Raw genomic sequence first — 1,174 nt, 5'->3', positions numbered from 1 at the left:
GGACGCTGTTGGTTAATTCGGGCTCTCGCGTGACGTCGGCCTTCAAGACCCGGTTGTGGTCTTGAAGGCCGACGTTGTCGTATGGGGTGGGTGCGGATGTCGATGCAGCCGAAGGGGGCTGGGGAGATCCCGGCGGAGACGGTGCGGGTGGCGCGGGCCGCGTTCCCGAAGGGGAGTCTGGCGATCCGGGTCCGGGACGAGTTGGGGCCGCTGTTCACGGATGAGCAGTTCGCGGATCTGTTTCCGGCGCGGGGGAAGCCTGCCTGGTCGCCGGGGCGGCTGGCGCTGGTTTTGGTGCTGCAGTTCGTCGAGGGGCTGACTGACCGGCAGGCCGCGGAGGCGGTCAGGGCCAGGATCGACTTCAAGTACGCCCTTGCTCTGGAACTGGCCGATCCCGGCTTCGATTTTTCGGTCCTGTCGGAGTTTCGGGACCGGCTGGTCGAGGCGGACGCGGGGCGGCGGGTGCTGGACGGCATCCTGGCTGCGGCCCGGGCCAAGGGCCTGCTCAAGACTGCCGGCCGGGCCCGCACCGACTCCACGCACGTGCTGTCCGCTGCCCGTCAGCTGTGCTGGCTGGAGATGGTCGCGGAAACGCTGCGCTCGGCGTTGAACGCGCTGGCCGAACAGGCACCCGAGTGGCTGGCCGGTATCGCGGAGCCGGACTGGTTCAGGCACTACGCGACGCGGGCCGAGGACTCTCGTTTTCCCCAGGCCCGCACCAAGCGGGACGAGGTGGGGCTGCGGATCGGCAGGGACGGCATGCGGCTGCTTGAGGGGGTCTTCGCCCCCACCGCGCCACCCGTCCTGCGCACGCTGGACGAGGTGGAGACCCTGCGGCGGGCGTGGGTGCAGTCTTTCCACCTGGTCGACGGCGAGGTGAGGCGGCGGGACCCAAAAGACCGGCCGCCGGGCGCGATGCGCCTGGTCACTCCCTATGACATCGAGGCGCGGGGCAGCGTCAAACGCGACACGTTCTGGGACGGCTACAAGGTCCATCTCACCGAGACCTGTGAGCCCGATGCCCCGAACCTGATCACGAACGTGGCCACCACCCTCGCCACCGTTCCCGACGACCGCATGGCTGCTGTCGTTCACGCCGCTCTGGCCGCACGCGACTGCCTGCCCGGCGAGCACTGGGTCGATGCCGGATATCCCACCGCTGCCCAGATCGTGG

General features: G+C 69.3%; 1 protein-coding gene. It reads left to right on the top strand.

The genetic code is table 11. From position 1 onward, the window contains the following. Positions 1–96: 96 nt before the first annotated feature. A partial coding sequence (locus tag ACFV3R_RS34655; protein WP_385591539.1) for a transposase occupies positions 97–1,174 on the top strand: 1,078 nt, incomplete at its 3' end.

Source organism: Streptomyces sp. NPDC059740 (assembly GCF_042733155.1).
Lineage (GTDB): Bacteria > Actinomycetota > Actinomycetes > Streptomycetales > Streptomycetaceae > Streptomyces.
This window is presented reverse-complemented; position numbering and strand designations above follow the sequence as displayed.